The 19605-nt window shown below is 37.9% G+C and carries 19 protein-coding genes; 6 read left to right on the top strand and 13 right to left on the bottom strand.

Features of this window, described 5'->3' with window-relative positions:
- Positions 1 to 203 precede the first annotated feature (203 nt).
- Positions 204 to 1679, top strand: a complete 1476-nt coding sequence (locus tag ACIQAA_RS23465; protein WP_402624370.1) for an alanine/glycine:cation symporter family protein — start codon at positions 204 to 206, stop codon at positions 1677 to 1679.
- A 79-nt stretch (positions 1680 to 1758) separates the two neighbouring features.
- Here the strand turns inward: ACIQAA_RS23465 and ACIQAA_RS23460 are convergent, their stop codons facing one another.
- On the bottom strand, positions 1759 to 3003 hold the full coding sequence (locus tag ACIQAA_RS23460) for an MFS transporter (protein WP_402624495.1): 1245 nt from the start codon (positions 3001 to 3003) through the stop codon (positions 1759 to 1761).
- A gap of 333 nt (positions 3004 to 3336) precedes the next feature.
- Positions 3337 to 4260: a ketopantoate reductase family protein gene (locus ACIQAA_RS23455; protein WP_402624368.1), complete on the bottom strand. Its 924-nt coding sequence runs from the start codon at positions 4258 to 4260 to the stop codon at positions 3337 to 3339.
- 114 nt (positions 4261 to 4374) lie between these two features.
- Between ACIQAA_RS23455 and ACIQAA_RS23450 the strand changes: the two genes are divergently transcribed.
- Both ACIQAA_RS23450 and ACIQAA_RS23445 read left to right on the top strand, forming a co-directional pair.
- Positions 4375 to 5190 (top strand): S1C family serine protease, encoded by an 816-nt coding sequence (locus tag ACIQAA_RS23450; protein ID WP_402624365.1) that lies wholly within the window; start codon positions 4375 to 4377, stop codon positions 5188 to 5190.
- A 78-nt stretch (positions 5191 to 5268) separates the two neighbouring features.
- Complete coding sequence (locus ACIQAA_RS23445; RefSeq protein WP_402624492.1) at positions 5269 to 6102, top strand: aldo/keto reductase; 834 nt, start codon at positions 5269 to 5271, stop codon at positions 6100 to 6102.
- A 150-nt stretch (positions 6103 to 6252) separates the two neighbouring features.
- Here the strand turns inward: ACIQAA_RS23445 and ACIQAA_RS23440 are convergent, their stop codons facing one another.
- From ACIQAA_RS23440 to ACIQAA_RS23420, 5 genes are all read right to left on the bottom strand, one after another.
- Positions 6253 to 7599: a multi antimicrobial extrusion protein MatE gene (locus tag ACIQAA_RS23440; RefSeq protein ID WP_402624362.1), complete on the bottom strand. Its 1347-nt coding sequence runs from the start codon at positions 7597 to 7599 to the stop codon at positions 6253 to 6255.
- Positions 7600 to 7764: 165 nt separating this feature from the next.
- Positions 7765 to 9318 carry a DUF4145 domain-containing protein gene (locus ACIQAA_RS23435; protein ID WP_402624360.1) on the bottom strand — a complete coding sequence of 518 codons (1554 nt, stop codon included), beginning with the start codon at positions 9316 to 9318 and terminating at the stop codon, positions 7765 to 7767.
- A 115-nt stretch (positions 9319 to 9433) separates the two neighbouring features.
- The gene (locus ACIQAA_RS23430) at positions 9434 to 9907 is read right to left on the bottom strand and encodes an aminodeoxychorismate lyase (protein ID WP_402624357.1); all 474 of its coding nucleotides are present in this window, start codon (positions 9905 to 9907) and stop codon (positions 9434 to 9436) included.
- Positions 9897 to 10277: a hypothetical protein gene (locus ACIQAA_RS23425; protein WP_063251846.1), complete on the bottom strand. Its 381-nt coding sequence runs from the start codon at positions 10275 to 10277 to the stop codon at positions 9897 to 9899. The genes ACIQAA_RS23430 and ACIQAA_RS23425 overlap by 11 nt, the downstream gene beginning before the upstream one ends.
- Before the next feature lie 236 nt (positions 10278 to 10513).
- On the bottom strand, positions 10514 to 11017 hold the full coding sequence (locus tag ACIQAA_RS23420) for a DinB family protein (RefSeq protein ID WP_402624354.1): 504 nt from the start codon (positions 11015 to 11017) through the stop codon (positions 10514 to 10516).
- Between the two features lie 188 nt (positions 11018 to 11205).
- On the opposite strand from ACIQAA_RS23420, the gene ACIQAA_RS23415 reads away from it, so the two are divergent.
- A complete protein-coding gene (locus ACIQAA_RS23415) occupies positions 11206 to 12357 on the top strand; it encodes an SLC13 family permease (RefSeq protein WP_402624353.1) in 1152 nt (383 codons plus the stop codon).
- A 100-nt stretch (positions 12358 to 12457) separates the two neighbouring features.
- Positions 12458 to 12694, top strand: coding sequence for a hypothetical protein (locus ACIQAA_RS23410; RefSeq protein ID WP_402624351.1), 237 nt, complete (start codon positions 12458 to 12460; stop codon positions 12692 to 12694).
- A 137-nt stretch (positions 12695 to 12831) separates the two neighbouring features.
- On the opposite strand, the gene ACIQAA_RS23405 is transcribed toward ACIQAA_RS23410, so the two are convergent.
- The 5 genes from ACIQAA_RS23405 to ACIQAA_RS23385 all read right to left on the bottom strand — a co-directional run bounded on the left by ACIQAA_RS23405 (position 12832) and on the right by ACIQAA_RS23385 (position 17521).
- Complete coding sequence (locus tag ACIQAA_RS23405) at positions 12832 to 13944, bottom strand: phosphatidylglycerol lysyltransferase domain-containing protein (RefSeq protein WP_402624349.1); 1113 nt, start codon at positions 13942 to 13944, stop codon at positions 12832 to 12834.
- A 135-nt stretch (positions 13945 to 14079) separates the two neighbouring features.
- Entirely contained in the window at positions 14080 to 14832 is a 753-nt protein-coding gene (locus tag ACIQAA_RS23400) for a GNAT family N-acetyltransferase (RefSeq protein ID WP_402624348.1), read from the bottom strand.
- 38 nt (positions 14833 to 14870) lie between these two features.
- Positions 14871 to 15551 carry an NUDIX hydrolase gene (locus tag ACIQAA_RS23395; protein ID WP_402624346.1) on the bottom strand — a complete coding sequence of 227 codons (681 nt, stop codon included), beginning with the start codon at positions 15549 to 15551 and terminating at the stop codon, positions 14871 to 14873.
- 87 nt (positions 15552 to 15638) lie between these two features.
- On the bottom strand, positions 15639 to 16136 hold the full coding sequence (locus ACIQAA_RS23390) for a hypothetical protein (RefSeq protein WP_402624344.1): 498 nt from the start codon (positions 16134 to 16136) through the stop codon (positions 15639 to 15641).
- 239 nt (positions 16137 to 16375) lie between these two features.
- Entirely contained in the window at positions 16376 to 17521 is a 1146-nt protein-coding gene (locus ACIQAA_RS23385; protein WP_402624341.1) for a glycosyltransferase family 4 protein, read from the bottom strand.
- A gap of 196 nt (positions 17522 to 17717) precedes the next feature.
- On the opposite strand from ACIQAA_RS23385, the gene ACIQAA_RS23380 reads away from it, so the two are divergent.
- Positions 17718 to 18545, top strand: a complete 828-nt coding sequence (locus ACIQAA_RS23380) for a formate/nitrite transporter family protein (protein ID WP_402624338.1) — start codon at positions 17718 to 17720, stop codon at positions 18543 to 18545.
- 50 nt (positions 18546 to 18595) lie between these two features.
- Here ACIQAA_RS23380 and ACIQAA_RS23375 read toward each other — a convergent pair whose 3' ends face one another.
- On the bottom strand, positions 18596 to 19546 hold the full coding sequence (locus ACIQAA_RS23375; RefSeq protein ID WP_402624335.1) for a ribose-phosphate diphosphokinase: 951 nt from the start codon (positions 19544 to 19546) through the stop codon (positions 18596 to 18598).
- Between the last annotated feature and the right edge of the window lie 59 nt (positions 19547 to 19605).

The following is a 19605-nucleotide window of genomic DNA, read 5'->3' as shown; positions in this document are numbered from 1 at the left end:
CATAAAAATGCAGGTTGTCCTTTTTAGTCCCTATTACCCACCTCCCTTTTTATACTTTTTATATGTTTCAAAGTCATAATATAAAGAATTTATTGAATATTCTATTGAAATATCATCCTATATTATTTTATACTTTTAATGTCAACTTGTTATACAACATATAGAATTGTAAACCAATTAATACATAACAAAGGAGGAATTTTATGTTTGAGCAACTAGTTTCTAGCATTAACAGTTATTTATGGAGCCCGCCACTCATTATCTTTATTTGTGCCGTAGGAATCTACTTTAGTCTGCAGACAAGATTTCTGCAGATTCGCCATGTAAAAGAAATGGTGCGTCTTTTATTTTCTGGTAAGAGCTCCAATGAGGGGGTCTCTTCCTTTCAAGCATTGGCTATGTCATTATCCGGCCGTATTGGAGTCGGGAATATTGCCGGAACGGCGACGGGAATTGCTTTTGGGGGTCCAGGAGCAGTATTTTGGATGTGGGTAATCACCTTTATTGGTGCAGCATCTGCTTTTGTTGAGTCGACTCTTGCCCAAATCTATAAAGAAAAGCAAGATGGAGAGTATCGAGGAGGTCCTGCCTTTTATATTGAAAAGGGACTTGGCTGGAAATGGTTCGCCGTTATTTTTGCAGTTGCAACACTCCTGGCAATGGCTGTACTAATGCCAGGTATTCAGGCGAATTCTATTGCAGAGGGCGTTAGCAATGCTTTTGGCATTGAAAGTACCATTACCGGTTTAGTACTTATTTTACTAATGGGACTTATTATTTTTGGCGGAGTAAAGCGTATTGCAAGAGTTGCGGAATTCCTCGTGCCTTTTATGGCCGCTGGATATTTACTCGTAGCTATAGCGATTATTGCGGTTAATTTTGAAAGAATTCCAGAAGTATTTACCCTGATTTTTAAAAGTGCGTTTGGCGCTGAGGAAATGTTCGGTGGTATTCTTGGCTCAACTATTATGTGGGGTGTAAAACGTGGTCTATATGCGAATGAAGCAGGACAAGGAACAGGCGCTCACCCTGCAGCAGCAGCTGAAGTATCACACCCGGCTAAACAAGGACTAGTCCAAGCATTTTCAATTTATTTGGATGTGTTCTTAATCGTTACAGCCACTGCTTTCATGATTTTATTTACAAATTCGTACAATACGGTAAATGAAAAAACTGGGGAAGTCTTAGTAGAGAATCTTAAAGGAGTAGACAGTGGTCCTGCTTACACTCAAGCGGCCGTTGATACGATTCTGCCAGGGTTTGGTTCCGGATTTATTGCGATTGCTCTATTCTTCTTTGCCTTCACGACGATATTTGCTTATTACTATATTGCAGAAACCAATCTGGCTTATCTAATTAAAGGAAAACAAAGAAAATTAGCGATGACGCTATTAAAATTTATTCTCTTAGGTTCTACTTTCTATGGATCAGTAAAGACTGCAGAGACAGCATGGGCAATGGGGGATATCGGACTTGGAATCATGGTATGGTTGAATTTAATTGCTATTCTTTTATTATTCAAACCAGCGAATATCGCTCTAAAAGATTATGAAGCACAGCTGAAGCAAGGCCTGGACCCTGAATTTAATTCTACTAAATTAGGTATTAAGAATGCAGAATTCTGGGCTGACGGTTATCAAACAGATAAAAAAGATGAAAGAAAACGTGCTGCAAACTAATAATTTTTACACAAAGTGACAGGCACCTTCCAATCATGTGGAAGGTGCCTGTCACTTTTTCTTATTTTTAGCAGCCTTATTAGATCTTTGTATGGTTTAATTCGTTGCTTTCTTTTACAACTGGTTTTCCTGCTTCTAGCAGCATCTTACTGCCAATTAAAAAGAATCCCTGGATAAACATTAATAATCCAGTACCGATTAGCAGCCACTCAATTTCAATAATATCTGCAATCGGTCCGAATATGAGCATTCCCAGTGGCATCATCGAGGTAGAAATCATCCCCAAGACACCAAAAACTCTACCGAGATAATCTCCCTCCACCTTCTCTTGCAGCAAGACAGTCGATGGTGTGTTAAAAATTGGCATCGCTACCCCTACTAACCCCATGAAAACTAAATAAATCCAAAAATTCGGGGTAATACCAAGTGCGAATGTACAAGCTCCCATCACAAGCGCAGCGAGTGTCATCGTATGAATTTTGTTTTTAAAACCGCCCCAAGATGCCATGAACCCGCCACCAATTATCATTCCAATCGAAAAAGTAATTTCAATCGCGGTTAACCGCCAGACATCATCACCGAAACTGCGAGTAACCTGCAGCGGGGTTAGGAATGCCACCGGGGCCGCTAATACAAAGAAAAACGCAAAAAAGACAAAAAACGTCTTAACAAAAGCATGATTCTGGATATAGATAAAACCTTGTTTCAAGTCGCTGAAATAGCTGGTTGTTTGCTTTTCTGCGGCTTTTGCATGGATGGGAATATGCAAAAAGGTCAGTAAGATAAAAACAGCAATCGCAGCCGTGATGACATCGATAAAGAAGATTGCTTCCATGGAAGCCATTGTCAGTAACGCTGCACTGACCATTGGCGCTACCAACATAATTAGTGCTTGGATACTGCCGTTCGTCCCGTTCACTTTTGTCAGTTTATCTTCTGGAACCATCTGAGGAAGAATAGCTCCAACCGCTGGACCTTGAATACCTGTTCCTATTGCCCGAATCGCTGACATTAGAAATAATAACCAAAGTGCCTCATACCCCATTAAAAACAGAATCGCTAAAACAAGAGTTGAAATCGCGATCAAGGAATCTGATAGGATAATGAGTATTTTTCGATTGTAGCGATCTGCCCAAACCCCTGCAAATGGAGAAAGAAAAAAAGTTGGGACAAAGCCGCATATGATGGAGATCGTCATCATGACACCTGATTGTGTGTTCAAGGTGATATACCACATAATCGCATATTGAACTAACGCAGATCCAAAAAGCGATATCGTTTGACTTCCCAAAAAGAGAATCGTATTTCGTTTCCAATGATTCATTTCGTGCTTAGGTGTTTCCATATATATCACGTCCTATAAAGTATTTTTTAGCTTGGTATGTGGTCAAGGACATTTTTATAGAAACTGAAATTGAATCTAAAAAAAGACAGCAAAAAAGAGGGCAGAATCGTCCCTCTTGTTTTACAATACCGTAAAATAAAGGTTTCCCTAAAAATAGACAGACCACTCCCGTTACTCTGCACGTGTGCAAAGTCCTTGAACCTATTCAATTAACAGTTCAAAGCTGGGAATCGTAGTCTCATAGACGCAGTCAAAGGGAAAACCTCCATTTCTTATAAGTTAGCTTTAGTTTAACATACTCGTTTACTTATATCAAAGAGGATAAGTACTTTCAATGGATTTAATGGTATCATAGAGGTTTTTGTTTACAGGGGTAGGTACTTGATGTTTTTCACCCATTTCTAATACTGCTCCGGCAAACAAAGCCACCTCGCTATATCGCCTTGCTTCCAAATCCTGCGCCATGGAAGGTTTCCCTTCAGGACTTAATGTGGCTAGCACACTTAACCAATAACTCAAATCTGCCTCTGTTAGATTGATGCCTTCGTATTCAGATAACGTAATGACCTCTCTCATCGCTGCAATCATGGTCTCCCTTGCTTCACCTTCCTGTTGAATTTCACCGTAATTGCCTTTATAGACAGCAACAGTTTGATTCACTCCAACATTGAGCATGAATTTCCCCCATAGACGCTTATTCATATTCGTATCTACCTCGTATGGGAAATCAATTTTATCAAAAAAATCCGCAACCCTCTTAACCTTATCAGAAATCATTCCAGGCTTTTGATCACCAAAGCAAAGCAGTCCCATATGGTCATATGTAAGCTTATTTCCTACTTTTACCGCGTCCATCCCTTGGGCCACACTATAAAGGATCTTATCCATCCCGTGAACTTGACCAATAATCCCCTCACTTGTAATGCCATTTAAGGCGGATAAAATGATTGTGTCCTTCCCCACATGATGGTGAACAGCTTGGATTGCATCATGTAAACCTTCGTATTTCACAGTAAAAATCAGTAAATCTGCTGGTTCACAGAGTTCTTTAGGCGTTACATAGTGGAAGCCGCAAGGTTCACCATTGCAATACACTTGTTCTTTTTTATATTTTTCGATACGGTCGCGGTCCGCAATAATCCTTACATCTTCCTTTGGCAATCTCTTGACTAAATAGTTCCCGAATAATATCCCTAGTGCTCCTAATCCGATAATAGATACTTTTTTTATTTCCATCCTGTAAGTCCTCTCCGCTTTTTATTAAATTCTACCATGAAATTTTGGGTGATTAATAATGATTCGTTTTTCGATATAATAGGGATATAGAAAATTCGTAATGAGGGATAAAACGTGGATAACGAAAAAAACGATCCAATACATTCAGAAGACGAATTCGACTGGGAGGCATTTTTTAATCCAGACGATAAGCAGGAATGGGAAAAAGAGAAACTTCAAAAGAAAAAGCGGAAAAAGTTTTTGGTGAAAATCGTTAGTACCCTGCTTGTGCTTGCACTTTTGATTAGCGGATTAGAGGTGTGGATTAACATTTTCAACCTCCCTGCGGTCAACTTTGTTAAAGTATCTAATCAATTATCAAAACAGCCTGACGTGAAAGAATACAAAAAATCGGTTGTGTCGATTGAATGGGATGGAGTCAAAGGAACTGGTTTTACGGTCTCTCCTGCTGGATTAATTGTCACCAATGAACATGTGGTAGAGCGTACAAATAGAGTAAATGTCCATTTTAAATCAGGTGAGTCATACGCTGGCAAGGTAATCGCGAAATACCCGGAACTAGATGTTGCGATTGTAGAAATTGACGCAGAAAACCTCCCTTCTCTTCCATTAGCTATCGAAAAGGATTGGGAAAGATGGGTGGGCGAGGAAATCATCTTTATCGGAAATCCATTAGCTTTTACCCAAATAGCCAATCAAGGCAAAATCATAGGGAAGGCTCAGTTAGAGGACTGGGATGTGCCGGTTATGATGATTGCAGCCCCCATTTATAAGGGGAATAGTGGCAGCCCGGTACTGAATCAAAATGGCGAGGTCGTTGGAGTGATTTTTGCAACCTTGCAAAATCCTCAAATAGATTCGAAGGAAATTGTTGGAGCCGCCATCCCCTCATATCACATAAAGGAAATCGTAGATAACCTATCAGAATAATGCCCAGCGGCCAATTATTTGATTCTATCTATTTAAACGTACTATACTTAAAGGTGGTTCGATACCAAGAAGGAGGAGATTAAGTTGAATAGTTTACAAGATACCACAACCCTACATAATGGAGTCAAAATGCCTTGGTTTGGCCTTGGTGTATATAAGGTTCAGGAGGGTGAAGAATCTCTCCACTCTGTGAAGGCGGCGATTAAAGCTGGTTACAGAAGTATTGATACCGCTGCTCTTTATCAAAATGAGGAAAGTGTAGGTCAAGCGATTAAGGAATCTGGTGTAGCTCGTGAAGAGTTATTCATTACCACTAAGGTGTGGAACGAAGACCAGCGAAATGATTCCGTGTTAGAAGCGTTTGAAACGAGCCTGCAAAAACTTGGACTCGATTATGTTGATCTATATTTAATCCATTGGCCTGTAAAGGAAAAGTATAAGCAAAGCTGGAAGGTTCTTGAACAACTTTATAAAGAAGGTCGTGTGCGGGCAATTGGCGTCAGCAACTTCCAAATTCACCATCTAGAAGACTTACTATCCGTGGCTGAGATTAAACCAATGGTAAATCAAGTGGAATTACATCCGCTTTTAGCACAGCCTGAGCTACGTGACTATTGCAAAAAACAGGAAATTCAAATAGAAGCATGGGCTCCACTTGGCCAAGGAAGACTTCTAGAGCACCCTGTTTTACAAGAAATCGCAGCACAGTATAACAAAACCACTGCGCAAGTTATCTTACGCTGGGATATTCAAAACCAAATTGTTACGATTCCAAAATCAGTGAAAGAAGCCCGTATCATCGAAAATGCCAATATCTTTGATTTTTCGTTAACTGAAGGTGATATCCAAAAAATTAACGCCTTAAACGAAAACAAACGATTTGGTGCAGATCCTGATAACTTTAATTTCTAATCCATTCTTAGAAAAAACCGGACCTCATGATTTAGTCATGAGGTCTAATTTTATATGAGGGCTCAAGAAGTGTTCATGAAGCCCTTTATCGTACCATTTCGAAAAAAACAAGCCTCATAAAGCGGTAGTTTCCTCTTTCAAGTATAAACCTTAACGATTTTTTCCTGCTTTCAAAAGCCCTTTTATTTGAAACATTGCCACTTTGCCTTGTTTACGCTCTATTGCTTGAACGAAGCTGCTAACGACAATTAATTCTGCTAATATTCCGAGCGAAAGGGCTATCGCCCCGATCGAACCATTCCATTGCGAAGCGAAATTCACGCCAATGAGTAAAGCAATCAATGTAACGACAAAATTAGCAGACTGAGAAATAATCGTGACCTTTGTTCGTTTGTACACCATTAATAAACCGTTAAAGAAATCTACAAATGGAAACACAAGCGCCATTAACATTGTAACTTTGAATACCTGGATGCTTGCCTCCAACAACCTTCCGCTGACCCCGATTACATGTTCAAAGAACCATTCCCCGAACGGACTATACGATAAAACAGCTACCAAAATACACGGGACAAAACCGACCAAAAGTAAAAACTTTTTTACGATGGCGTTATGTTCTCCATAGAAATTGATAACGATTTGATGGATATAGGTGAAAAAGCTTAAAATCAATTGAGTTACACTCATGGCAATGGCATAACTTGCAATCGCCAGCTCAATATCAACGGTTTTACCTAAAGCAATGTTGATGGCAGGACCAATCATAACAACAATCACAGAAGATAACATAAGCGGACTATAAAATTTAAAGATACTTTTCTTAGACTCTATTTTCAGCTCATGCTTCTCGGGCATTTTCCGTACTAAGGACCTTGCTTCTATGAAGCTGATGATACATTCGACAATCATTCCGATTAAAAAAATCATCGCACCGGATACGCCTGTAATGTGACCAGTGCGAATGAAATATAATGACAACAAATACATGGCGGCAAGCCTAATGACCATGCCAATGGTTAACCATTTGGTTTGTCGGTTAAAAATAATAACTCCCTGGGCTAAACATCGAAGTGCAGAAAAAATCGTGACGATTATAAGTACTTGGTAGATAGCCTTTATATCATCTACCATATTCGCGTTGGCTCCAAAGATTTTTGCAAAAATAAAATCTCCAGCCGGTGTATAAGCGACTGCAAATGCAACGATCATCAGACTTCCGATGAGATAAAAGGAAAAATGGGACATTAATTTATACGAACCTTTATCCCGAACCAATGAAGAACAAGTTTGACGAAGTAAATTTCCCAGCCGCTCCGTAATTCCAAATAGACTCATAGCGATCGCATAACTTGCCAAAATAAATTCAGAATTATCTGCTCTAACTAACGTACTGTTGATAATAATATGGGATATCGTAACAAGACTCGCAGATAATGCTAAGGGAATAAAGAAAATGAACAACGTTTTCATATTCAGTTCTTTTTCTGTTTTTTTCACTCTCTCCAACACCTTTTAATTAGACTATCTTCCTAAATTTATTTCGGTACACTAAATTTATTCCATATTATTATAAATCCTATCGTTTATCATGGATATAATTATTTTTACTAAAATGAAAATAACACCGACCTCTTTGGACGAGTGCCGGTGTTAGAAACGTTTTTAATCATTACTCTCCAATAATGGAATCTTAACCTCTATCCCTAAACGTGTCAGTAACTTAGCCAGGGTTTCAAGGCCAGATTTCGGATTGATTTTCGTTTCAAGGTAATAGGTAGTACCTGTAAGTTTCGATTTATAGGTATGCAATTGGGTAAAATTCCGTTTATCTTTATGAACAGGTTCAAGCGCCATGGCATAGCGTTTTCCCGTATCAGTGGAACCCAAAACCACACCCTCTTTTATCTTTTCGTGAAGAGGAAGATGATGATCCTCAATCCAATTTAACCCTTCTTTCCAAAGTGCCGGCACACTTTCACCACGAATAACGGTGTTGGCTTTTCCAAGCTTTACATTGATATATAAGGAATCCCACTTTTTATAACTTGTCCGAATATACTCCTCAACCTCTGGAACAACGGCAGATGCTTTTTCATTCACTTTTTTCTTCAACTGCTCAAATAACTTTTCTACCGTGCCAATCCCGACATTTTCATATTTTGCGAGAATCACAAGCTCCTTCGGCAGCTGCCCGACACTTTCAACTTGATCTTCGTTAAGTTGTCTTAACAGACTTGGAATTCCCGTAAATTCCTCCGAGGTAAGCGGAACCTTAGAAAGTTCCTCTGTGACAATGATATGGTCAGCCTTGTAAAAGAAGAACAGTTCCCCTGGTCGTTCAAGCGAAAGCTTCCTTCTAATTTTTTCTTCTTCAATAAAGATCTTTAATTCCTCAAACAGAATCTCATCATTTTTTTCACTGTAACGTTTTACATGCTTGTGAAGGCCTGCCAGATTCTTTGGCAGCTCACTCATGATCCTTGCTTGCTGCTCTGCTCCTAATCGAATGAGAAACGTTTCGGATTTATCAAATCGCTGCGGCAATAGGAAAGCATCGCGAAGAAAATAGGGAACTTCTAATTGTCTGCCATTAAAGGTAAGCGTACGAATCGTCGTCACGCCTGGAATTCCCTCTTCCACTACAGGTACTTCTGCTTCCAGTGTTTCAACAGCTGCTGCACTTTCTGCCAGTGCAGATTCAGTAGAGAGCTTTTCCACCGAATGAGAAAGAAGCTCTTCAAGTGACTTGAGTCTAATTTCCAGCTCAGACATATCATATCTTTTTTCCATAATGGGGGATGGATCCTGATAATCCGGAACGATAATATCTACTGGTCCATATACCTCTACATACCATTTAACAATTTTGTATAATGCTTCCCAAGACAATAGCGCCTCAGAATACCTGAACATTCTTGAATTATGGGCCGCTTGATTTCCAATTTGCCTGACAAAATGGAGAGCATCTCGTATCTCAGGAATTAAATAGCCTTTGTCGTTAAGCAAATCAAGCAAGTCTTTTAAAGTGGCTCGAGGATCTTCAGGCAATTCCTCAGCTCGAATCACCTGCTGTAAAATATTCTCCACAAACACACGAGCGTGTGTCAGCATCGTTCTTGGGCTGGTAAAAATACTATTTTCCAATTCACGTGCAACTAACGCCAGTTCTTTAGAAAGCGGCTCAATAAATTGATAGAAGTAGGATTGTTTGTCCATGTAAAAGCTCCTCTAAATATATTACTCTTATTTTATCATATCGAGGCACACTTGGAATATACTAGTAGATTGTTCCATGAAGAAAAGCCGCCTCGAAAAGAGAACGGCTTTTGTGTTAATTTGCAAATATAGTACCAATGATTTCGTCGTATGACATTCCACTATTGACTGTATAGGAACCTGGACGCAAAGCGTTTTGTAGCCCTCTAGCCTCAATATCCTGCGTGAAGACAAACGCATCTGGAATCAAACTCGCTTGAACAAGCACATTCGCAACATCGATACTAGTCATCCCATCTGCCACATTGACTACGACTTGGGTTACGGGTTTATCCTTTTCTGCATCGGCAGGCTTCGTTTCAACGCCTTTTGCTGCTTGCAAAGTCTTTTCTAACTCTTCTTTCGTTTGAACAACATAACCGGCAGATTCCAGCTCTTCCTTCATCTGCGCCTTCGTTAATTGAACACTTTCGGAAGATTTAGCTGACGCTTTTTGAGTGGTGTTATCCTCAGTAAAGTAAACCACACCACAAATCGTTGTGGCAATAAGAATTCCTGCTGCAAAGCTGCTCAATAAATTAATTCGCATTGGCAACTAGTCCCCCTTCATCCTTTATTTTCAGATAAGGTGTTAGCAGCTGTTCAATTTCTGTTACTGGTACTTCTTTCATCTCAGCGATGCTTTCAATCGAGTAATTACGTCTATATAAGTCTATTACTTCACGCATAAAAAGCTTCTCTTCTGCAGAAAGTTGAATTCCAGCTTCTTTTGTTACAACTTCTATATCAAGCTCGATATCTCGGATTGAGTCTTGTATGCTATTGATTTCTTTCATCATGGATACATGTACTAAATCAATTTGCTTTTTTTCAAGCTTTGAGTCACGGTATGTCTTAACTATTGAAAAAACAAGCAATAATGCGGAAAGAAGAAACAATCCGAATAAAGTCCATTCCATCGAAATCTACCTCCTTCTTTTTAATAGACCAACACAAGAATCTATTATACATCCAAAATAAATAAATTTCGATTTTATTCTACAAAATACATCAAAAGTCTGAGAGATTTGTCAAAAAGCAGGTAATTCATCTTGCATCCAAATTGTATTTTTTTTGGTGAAGGAGTAACTATTTACCCAACAAAAAAGCCGCTTCACAAAAGTGAAAAACGGCTTTAACCTTACAAAGTTCTTCTCTATAGAGAGTTTGCATCCATCCCCATTTGGCTCCACTCTTCTCGAGAAGGCCCATATACACCTGGGACCTTTAATCCAGCTTGGCGCATAAGAACGGTCATCTGTCCACGATGATGAATGATATGCTTATTAAGCATATTAAGCATAACAGCTCTTGGCAGGTCCATTCCAAATACATTTTTTGTTTCACTTAAGGATTGGTCTGTCCACTGTTCACTTATAGCTTCACTTGTTTCTGCACTTACACTCCGGAACGTCTCAGCAATTTCCCTAGCTGAGGTTGGAAGGTCAGCTTCGTTTAACGAACTTTTTACTTTTACACCAAACTCCATTAACATACCAGGTGTACTCGCAACAATATGCCAGGCAATTTCTCCTAGTGTGCGATCTTCCGGAGAAACTCTTTGTTGAAGCGACTCATCTGTTAAAGCATCCAAAACTTTTTGGGTTGAAAGTGCTTCTTGATTCCATTCGGTGATAAAATGAGCGACAGCTGCATACATTGTATTTCCTCCATTACCATATATTTTTTTTGACTACAGTAGCATAATATACCATTTTTGCCGATAATACAAAATTTCCCACACAAACAATTCCTGGTGTGATTTATTATTTCCAAATCGCTTTCACCATGATAGAATCTAAACGTTGTAAAATAAGTCTAGTAAACATAGATTATCGGTGGTGTGTTGTGAAAGAGTCTGTATTAATTCAAAATAAGAATAGAACGAAGCTAGATCTAAGCTTTCTAAAAAAGGACATGGTTTTTACCATCTCTCTTGTTCTAGCTGCTGGAAGCTGTATAGTTCAAACTCCTAAAATAGAGTATCTAAATTTTCCGGTATTGATTAGTTTATTTAACCTAATGCTTGCCATCAAGGCTTTTGAGGAACTAAAAGTATTAGATAAAATCGCTATTTCAATTTTAAATAAATGCAATAATAGTAAATCGGTATCAGCGATTCTCATATTGTTATGTTTTTTTAGTTCGATGATCGTTACCAACGATGTGGCATTGCTTACATTCGTACCCCTGACCCTCGTGATTAGCAGGAAAACGAAAATCCCTATGCTGGAAACGATAATCCTGCAAACGATAGCTGCAAATATCGGCAGCAGTCTAACGCCAATGGGAAATCCGCAAAATCTGTTTATCTATTCATTTTATGGACTAACGCCGGAGCCCTTTTTCATGACTGTTCTTTTACTCGCTATTCTTGGTATCATTTCTTTATATTTCTTCCTTCAAAGACTGGATAAGAAAGAATTGAAGGTAGAGATTCCTCCGATACAGTTTAACGATCCGAAGAGAACAATGGTTTGGGGAATCGTTTTAGTTGTTATCATTGCATCCATTTTTGGGGTCATTCCTTACCAAGCTGCGTTAATCATTACTTTAATGACAGCTGCCATTATAAATCGCAAGCTATTGTTTAAAATTGATTATTTTCTGCTTTTAACTTTTATTTGTTTTTTCATCTTTGTAGGAAATATCTCGAATACAAACGCCGTGCATATGATGGCCAGTGCAAGTTTGAAGGACGCGGATTCCGTCTATTTCAACTCGATTCTAGTTAGCCAATTTATCAGCAATGTCCCGGCTTCTATCCTTTTAGCGGAATTCACAACCAATTGGAAACCTTTATTATTAGGAGTGAATATTGGGGGACTTGGAACCATTATTGCTTCAATGGCTAGTGTAATTTCCTATAAATTGTATATTCAAAACCATCCAAACGATGGTAAAAAATATCTGCTAAAATTTAGTATATACAATTTTTCATTTTTAGCATTTTTAACCATTATCCCATACTGCATTTTTAAAATCCTTAACATATTTTAACCCGCTATTGGAATAGCGGTTTTTTTTACTTTACGACTAAAAATTTCACCAACGTACATAGTAAAAATAAAACAAAAATATAAAATCAAGGAGTAATCGTATGAACGTAAAATGGAAAATAACTATTTTGATTACGTTACTTTCAGTAGGATTGTTAACAGCATGTAATACTGAAAAAAGAGAATCATTAAATCAGGAAAATGATGTAAACTTCCGTCCTGTTCGTTATGAACGTAAACCGAATAGTAACGAAAGCAATAACGATTATAAAAACCAAGATGACAGACTCGACGTACAGGATGAAACCCCTGAGAAAAAAGATCAAAAAAGAAGATAAAACCTCCATATATTCATAAAACAAAACCATACCAACAACTACTGTCCACCCCAGACGGACAAATAGGCTGTTTTGTCCACGAGCGGTGACAGGCACCACAAAAAGGCACCACAAAAAAAGGCGCCGAATGGCGCCATTTATCCTGTTTTTTTCATAAGGTATTTGATTTTGTCTACTACGTTTTTTGGATGTGGTGTGCTGTTGATGAGCAGCAGCAGTTGGATGATGACTACTGGCAGGAATGTTTTTCTGTATGCCAGGTACTTAGGTTCCCATCCACAGGCGAATTTGCTTTTGAATTCTTTGAGTCCTTTGAAGTTATACATTGAATTCCCATGCAGGTAGGCTAATCTAAAGAACTTTTCACTTTGGAAGGAGTATTTGCAATCTCCTACATTTGAAAGTGGCGCCATCCCCAAACTACAATTCTGGTACCCATTTTCTTTCGCCCATTTAAAGATATGAATGAATAAAACATCCATCGTTCCATGTGGGCTATCTGGTAATTTTCTCATTAGGTCAATCGTAATCGACTTTTTGTGGTCGCTTGCAAGTGTCGCAAAAGCAAGAATTTCCCCTTCTGGATCCTTTAAAAGAGCAACTGGAAAACAAGAAACATATTCCTCACTAAAAGAAACGACCGAGAATCCCTTCTCCTTCTGATTTCCAAGCCAAGCATCTGATATTCCCTTTAACTCAGAAAGGACAGCCTTTGAATATGGCGGCATAATAACGCTAAACGTATAAGAATTACGGGTAAATTTGTTAACCCTCGTTCGTAATTTAGCTCCCTGCTTGCCCTCGATGGAAAAGTTAGGAAGATTTACAATTGCTTCTTCCCCTAACTTTAAAAAACGATAGCCAGTATCATGATACAAATGCATGAAACGCGGACTGATTTGATAGAAAATCGGCTTAAGCCCTTTGCTTACACTGTATTCTTGAAATTCTTTAATAGACCTCGGAATCAATGACTCTGGACCGATTGGGTCTCCTAATACGACAATTTTATTACCTATTCTCTTATAGACAATTAGCACATTTTCTTCCGCCGCCCAATATACATCCTTATCCTGTAATAAAATTAGATGGGATATATGATTGCCGCCATTTTCTTCTAAGAAAGCTATCACTCGGTCTAGTTGAGAGTCAATATTACCCGGAGTGAATCTATTTTTAGATTTTAATTTTATTAAAGTTACAAAAGCAAAAATCAGGATTAAAAAATACCATAATGCGGTATCAAACATGCAGGCACTACCCCCTAGTATAGTTCACCTAAATAAAGATACCATAATTATAGATTGATATGAATATTGATTTTTTCCAATAAACACAAAATGCTTGGATTTTTTACGGAATCCAAGCATTTTTAATGTTCTATTTTAATCTTCAACTTTTTGGGTGTAATATTGATAGCCAAGGTATTGATAGTTTTGTCTCTTGTACATTTCTTTTGGGGTGTCTTGACCATCTGCAACTAGAATAACGGTCTTATCGTGGAAGGTATCCATTACAAATTTTTGAATTCTGCTGCCGATTCCTTTTCTTTGAAAAGCTTCATCCACACCTAAGTTATCAATTTCAGCTGTATCTTCTGAAATAATGACATCCACTGCTCCCGCTGGCGTTCCTTTATATAACGCAAGCAGCTGCATGAATTTTGGGTCCTCAAAAATCATCTTATTTAACTCTACCTTTTGTTGGGCAAAATTACTGCCAAATACGATATCCTGCTGATACTGTAAAGCAAGAAAAGCTTTTAAATTTTGTTCTGTTACAATTTGAACCTCAATATCAGGGTGATCCTTTACCTTAGGAAATTGATTTGGCTCAATACCATATAATTCTAGAAAACCAATATCATAATTTTTCTGATTTAAGTAATTCACAAACTCAGCAGGGATCTCTTCATCGACAGGAAATTTAAACTTCACATGCTTTTGACCATTTTTTTGATGGAAATCTCGTAAATAACGTTCCGCCTCTTTAAATTCTTCTAGTGCAGGAAAGGTTTTAAACTCAATATAATTACTATCATATCGCGATAACATTTCAGGAAAATGGTAGTGTTTGTATAGACTATTTTCAGCAGCGACATGACTATGAATAAAAATATTTTCAAATGTAATTTGCATGAATGCGTTCCCCTTTTGCATGTTTAACTAGTAATTTTTTATAAATCCTTAAGCAATTTCATTAAATCCTCTCTTGTTACTGACATCTTTAAGACACCGCTTTTTTGAAAATCAATGATAGCTTGGAGGGTAAGAATAGTCGGTGGTGCAAGTTTTATTTTTTTATGTTGAAACGCTGTTAATGCTTCTTCCGGCTTAAACCAGCTCGCTCCATCAATTTCCTTTACATCTGGTTCTGGGCTTTGTCCTGGTGGTAGTTTCGCTAGAAAAAATCGGGTATCAAAACGAATCGGACTTTCCTCAGGTGTAATAATTTGTCCGATATAAGTTAAACATCGAGGATCAAAATAAACTCTTTCCTGCTCTAATACTCGAACAAAAGGTATTTCACCTTTTACAAGATCATTTCGATATTTCATTTCTTTTTCCTTTGGCAATAGAACCGGTAAACCATCTATCGTATTAGCCAACAGTATCCCAACTTCTTCAAACAATTCTCTAGCCGCAGCAATATAATGGGAAAGACAAATGGAAAGTGGTGCTTCATCACTATTCACATAGTCATTTTCAACCAATAGATCATGACTTTCTAAGGCTCCTCCCGGGAAAACGTGAAATCCACCCATAAACTTCATGGTCACTGGTCGTTTTGTTAAATACACCCTTGATAATTCGTCCATCAATACTACGGTTGAGGCCGGTTTTGGAGTTGCAGCCAATGGAGTACCACCCCTTTATTATAAAAATAGTATAATCCGATAATATATTTATTCCACTTCTTACAAGATAACTCCTTTATTAATCTTTTATTCTAGTTTTTTCCAATATTCAGATATAAACTCTTTTACCATTTCATTTAAACTAGCTCTTTTTTGCTTTTTTAACCACTCAACCTGATCGATAGGCAGATTTAATTTTAGGCTAATGTTCTCATTCGGCATTTCAACTTTTCTAATCTCTTCTAATGTAATTCCCTCTTCTACATTCGGAAACCATGAACTATTTTCATCGACTCTTTCAAAATCTTCATATTCATCAATATCACCTAAATCACAAAATAGATTAAGCTGTGGTAATCCTCCAGGAAGTGTTTTTAGGTGCATAATCGAATTTATGATTCTACCGTCCTCAAGCTCAATCTCAATAATTAGTGTTTGCTCTTGTTTATATTTTCTTACAGTAACTTCGCTGACAATTAAATCTAATTCAAGCGTATACCCCGATTGGGATTCAAAGATATAGATCACGCTATTAAAGATATGTATATTTTCACCATCAATTTTTACCGACTTCACTGCAGCCATTAAACCATTCCCCCATACAATGTTCCACACAATACTAATAATAATGATTATAACCTATTAAAATACAAACAGACTTATTATCTATTTTAGTATTTTTTCTTAAAATAACAAAACCCTAAATAAATGATTAATTTATCATTCATAAGACTGGTATGAAGCCATTATATATATACCCAAAAAAGTGACTGTAAAAGTCAGAAAAAAAGCCACAGCAATGCCTGTGACTTTTGTTTTTTCATTCATTCTTCCTGCATTTGTCGGTAAAGCTTTAACTGTCTATCAACCGTATGCTGCCAGGTAAAATTGTTTCTTACCCGCAAAACACATTTCTTGCCCATTCGCTTTAGTTTTACAGGATTTGATAGTAAGTAGAGGATGTGTTTAGTCAAGTCTTCTCGGATATTAGATGGATCTATTAAATATCCGGTTTTTCCGTGTTCAATAATTTCAGGTATACCACCAGATTTCGTAGCGATGACAGGGGTACCTGTTGACATGGCTTCTAGATTTACAAGTCCAAAAGCTTCATTTGGGGCGGAAGGAACCAATAGTAAATCTGCTATTTGAAACAATTCGTGAATCTTATTATTCGGGATAAAAGAAGTAAAAACAACGTGGTCCTTTACACTTTCAGCTAGCTTTTTTAAATGGTTAAAATATGCTCTATGTCCAAAAGAGCTTCCAGCAATAATCAGCCGAATAGAGGGGTCAGCCTTAACGATCTCTGGCATAGCTTCTAAAATATGATGCACGCCTTTTATTTTAACCAATCTGCCTGCATATAGTAGAATTCTATGATCGGATACTCCTAGTTTTTTTCTTAATATCTCTAATGATGAGGTACTGTCTAGCTGCCATTTTGGTTTAAATTGGTCAGTATTGACACCCAAATGATTAACAACTATTTTTTTTCCATCCAAATTGGATTTTTCAATTACGTAATTCTTTAAAAATTGGCTATTTACAACAATTACATTTGGCTGAGTTAAATAGTTGTTCAGGTAACGCTTCCGCATGTATGGAGGGGAGATAAAAGTTACCGAATGAAGGGTAAGGATAATTTTAGCAGTGGGAATGGCCTGACGAATGAATTTTACAAATTTAGGCCGATTCTCAATTTGAATGATATCGGGATTATCTATCTTTAGCTGTTTCACTACATTTTGTATATAAGTTTTAGAATTAAAGTAATATCGATAATACGTTAAATTTCCTTGTCTTTCAATGAAAGATTGGTTTTTAGTCTTCTTTCCAAATATAATCACATCTACATCTTTTTGAAGAAGATTGGATGTTTTGTGTACCACTAACTCAACAGAAGTGGATTTTCTACCAGGAATCGGATAAACGCCTGGAGTAATGATAGCTATTTTGAGCCTCGGCACCTCATTTCATCCCCTTTCGAAACCCTTATTATACTAGCTTACGCACCGGGGATAGAAACGTGTGGACAGGTCTCTTCTATATACAAAAAGTTAATGAAATGTTCACAGCTTCTTTTGCTGTATTGCGTTAAAATAAAAACGAATCAATATGTGATGTTCTTCACATATATGCCGTTAGAAAGAAGGAAAGACTGTTATGTCATTATACAAACCCGATCAAATATTAGACATTTCAATTAAAAATGGAATGAAAAAGACAAGTTACCCATTATTAACAACGATGCTGTTAGGTTTCCAGGCAGGTGCATTTATTTCATTAGGATTCCTATTATATATACGCGTTACAGCTCCCTTATCCGAAGGTTTATCTGGACTTAGTGCGATTTTAGGTGCCTCTGTCTTTCCGATTGGGCTCATCCTTACATTAATCGCAGGCGGGGAACTTCTCACAGGAAATATGATGGTGGTTCCATTAGCAAAATTTGCAAACAAAATACAAACAAAACAAGTTTTGAAAAATTGGCTGCTCATCACGGTAAGCAACTTTTTAGGCGCTATATTCGTAGCCTACTTTTTTGGGCATATTGTCGGATTAACAGAAACAGGCGTCTATTTGGAAAGTACCTTACATATTGCTGAACATAAAGTTGATGCTTCCTTTCTTCAAGCTTTTGTCTCAGGAGTCGGGTGCAACTGGCTTGTCGCTGCAGCTGTGTGGTTATCGTATGGAAGTGAAGATATGATGGGAAAAATCGCGGGGATTTGGTTCCCAACCATGGCTTTTGTCGCGATTGGATTCCAACACGTTGTTGCCAATATGTTTGTCATTCCAGCAGTCATATTTGCTGGACACCTCACATGGATGGATTATCTAGGAAACTTTATTCCGGTTTTCTTAGGGAATGCCGTTGGCGGAGCACTCTTTATCGGAATGGCGTATTGGTTTGCTTACAAAAAGAATGAATACACTGTCATTGAAGGGGCTAAGAAAACGGGAATTTTAGATAAAAAAATTGGATTATAAAAATTTTCACAGTAAAAGAGCCGTGGTCATCACGGCTCTTCCATTTTTATTTATTCAAACAACGGACTTACTGCTCTTTCATTATGAATGCGGTCAATAGCCTCTGCTAGTAATGGGGCTACAGACAGCATGGTAATTTTATTCAATCTCTTTTCTTCAGTCTGCTCAATCGTGTTCGTAATCACTAATTCTTGAATCGGTGATGATTCAATTTTTTGAACAGCCGATTGTGAGAGGACAGCATGCGTACAGCAAGCATAGACTGCCTTTGCTCCATTCTCTACTAGTGCATTGGCCGCTAATGTCTGCGTGGTTGCTGTATTAATTAAGTCATCCACAATTATGACGTTTTTCCCTTCAACATTCCCAATGATTTCAAAAATCTCCGAAACATTCGGTTCAGGACGTCGTCGATCAATGAGGGCAATCGGAGCATTTAAGTACTTGGCCATTTTTCTCGCTCTCCCAACAGCACCGTTATGTGGTGCAACCACAACCACATCCTCAAGTCCCTTTTTCTCATAATACTCTGATAGAATTGGGATACCAATTAAATGATCCACTGGAATATCGAAAAAGCCCTGTACCTGTGGTGAATGAAAATCCATTGTCAGTATCCTGGTAGCACCAGATTTTTCTAGTAGGTTTGCAATTAATTTAGCAGTAATCGGCTCGCGGGATCTAGCTTTTCGATCCTGACGGGCATAGCTGTAGTAAGGAATAACGACATTGATCATTTTCGCTGAAGCTCTTTTCAACGCATCAATCACAATCAGCAGCTCCATGATATGGTCATTATTCGGGTGTGAAGTGGATTGAACAATATAAACGTCGCATCCGCGCACACTTTCTTCAATGTTCACTTGAATTTCTCCATCACTGAATTGATTGACCGAACTTTTTCCCACCTCGCAGCCTAAATGCTCAGCCATTTCCTTTGCCAGACTTTGATTTGAATTTAATGCAAACAATTTAAACCCTTTTTGTAATTGATACGGCACTTTATGTCCCCCATGCTTTGTTTATTTACAATTCCTTAACGTCTCATTTACCTATTTTA

Source organism: Neobacillus sp. NPDC093182 (assembly GCF_044754045.1).
This window is presented reverse-complemented; position numbering and strand designations above follow the sequence as displayed.

Coding starts and splice junctions, on each gene's coding strand:
- ACIQAA_RS23465 (WP_402624370.1), top strand. CDS start 204: ATGTTTGAGCAACTAGTTTCTAGCATTAACAGTTATTTATGGAGCCCG.
- ACIQAA_RS23460 (WP_402624495.1), bottom strand. CDS start 3,003: ATGAATCATTGGAAACGAAATACGATTCTCTTTTTGGGAAGTCAAACG.
- ACIQAA_RS23455 (WP_402624368.1), bottom strand. CDS start 4,260: ATGGAAATAAAAAAAGTATCTATTATCGGATTAGGAGCACTAGGGATA.
- ACIQAA_RS23435 (WP_402624360.1), bottom strand. CDS start 9,318: ATGGACAAACAATCCTACTTCTATCAATTTATTGAGCCGCTTTCTAAA.
- ACIQAA_RS23430 (WP_402624357.1), bottom strand. CDS start 9,907: ATGCGAATTAATTTATTGAGCAGCTTTGCAGCAGGAATTCTTATTGCC.
- ACIQAA_RS23425 (WP_063251846.1), bottom strand. CDS start 10,277: ATGGAATGGACTTTATTCGGATTGTTTCTTCTTTCCGCATTATTGCTT.
- ACIQAA_RS23420 (WP_402624354.1), bottom strand. CDS start 11,017: ATGTATGCAGCTGTCGCTCATTTTATCACCGAATGGAATCAAGAAGCA.
- ACIQAA_RS23410 (WP_402624351.1), top strand. CDS start 12,458: ATGAACGTAAAATGGAAAATAACTATTTTGATTACGTTACTTTCAGTA.
- ACIQAA_RS23405 (WP_402624349.1), bottom strand. CDS start 13,944: ATGTTTGATACCGCATTATGGTATTTTTTAATCCTGATTTTTGCTTTT.
- ACIQAA_RS23400 (WP_402624348.1), bottom strand. CDS start 14,832: ATGCAAATTACATTTGAAAATATTTTTATTCATAGTCATGTCGCTGCT.
- ACIQAA_RS23390 (WP_402624344.1), bottom strand. CDS start 16,136: ATGGCTGCAGTGAAGTCGGTAAAAATTGATGGTGAAAATATACATATC.
- ACIQAA_RS23380 (WP_402624338.1), top strand. CDS start 17,718: ATGTCATTATACAAACCCGATCAAATATTAGACATTTCAATTAAAAAT.